The sequence below is a fragment of the Oleiphilus sp. HI0132 genome (genome assembly GCF_001635845.1).
This window is the reverse complement of record NZ_LWGJ01000170.1, coordinates 1-1,196: the sequence shown is the minus strand read 5'-3', so window position 1 is coordinate 1,196 and position 1,196 is coordinate 1. Positions and strand designations below refer to the sequence as shown.

Below are 1,196 nucleotides of genomic sequence, written 5' to 3'. Positions count from 1 at the left end.
AAGGAAATATCACCTCTAAATCGGTTAATGACGAAACCTTTGATACGCGCTTGCTCAGACTCAGACAGCAATGACAAAGTACCGACCAAATGTGCAAACACACCGCCGCGATCAATATCGGCAACTAAAATAACCGGGCAATCCACTTCCTCAGCAAAACCCATGTTTGCGATATCTCTGTCGCGTAGATTAATCTCTGCCGGTGAGCCAGCACCTTCAACAATGACATGCTGAAATTCATTAGCAAGTCGCTCATGTGAACTTAGCACCGCAGCCATCGCAACCTGTTTATATTCATGGTAAGACGTCGCAGACATGTTGCCTCTGGACTTACCGTGAATAATCACCTGCGCACCGATATCTGTTTCAGGCTTCAACAAAACCGGATTCATATCCGTTGTCGGCAAAACACAAGCAGCGTGCGCCTGCAATGCCTGCGCTCGCCCTATTTCGCCACCATCAACCGTAACAGCACTGTTGAGCGCCATATTCTGAGGCTTAAAAGGCGCCACTTTATGGCCGCGCCTCACCAAACAACGACACAAAGCAGCCACTAAGGTACTTTTACCCGCATCTGAAGTGGTGCCTTGTATCATCAGTGTGGTCATATCTTAACCTTTACTCAATTAGTCGTTCACAACTATCGACGAGCTCAGCGTATCAAGGTCAATCCTCTCAATACCACCTGTGTACTCAGCAGCACGGTCACCCGAAGCATAACGCCCCACTCCTGTTATGAATAAATCTCCTGCAAAAAGGTCTATTTCAATTGGGTTCTTAACGGTTAGCTCTAAGCCATCTAGTTCACCAGTACCAATTGACACTTCTGCGTCAGTCAGTGTATCAATTGCGATTAGGTAGGCTTGAGTCGGCGCATACGAGCTATCAAGTCCCTGAGTGACAACATACAATACGTCTTCATGGATCAATGCAGCAGAAGCATTCGGGAGGCCGTCTTCATCATAATGACTGATATCAATACTATCTAATACGAAATCATCTGACGAGCTATCAGTAACGCTTGGATCGATGACAAGAATTGACCCTTCTCCCCAGCGAATAACATAGGCTTTATCATCAGATGCGAAAAGCACATCATATGGGTTACTGTTGCTTTCGCCGTCTTCATCATTCAAACCGTACTGCCAGGTTAAGGTGTTTGGGTTGTCTATATCGTACTTCGATAAGTTATTTTC

At 45.9% G+C, this 1,196-nt stretch carries 2 protein-coding genes; both read right to left on the bottom strand.

Annotated features, from left to right (window positions below):
* Positions 1 to 608 (bottom strand): cobyric acid synthase (locus tag A3766_RS02200; protein WP_082907005.1); only part of this gene is annotated, 608 nt, incomplete at its 3' end.
* 18 nt (positions 609 to 626) lie between these two features.
* A partial coding sequence (locus tag A3766_RS30170) for a hypothetical protein (protein ID WP_197479196.1) occupies positions 627 to 1,196 on the bottom strand: 570 nt, incomplete at its 5' end.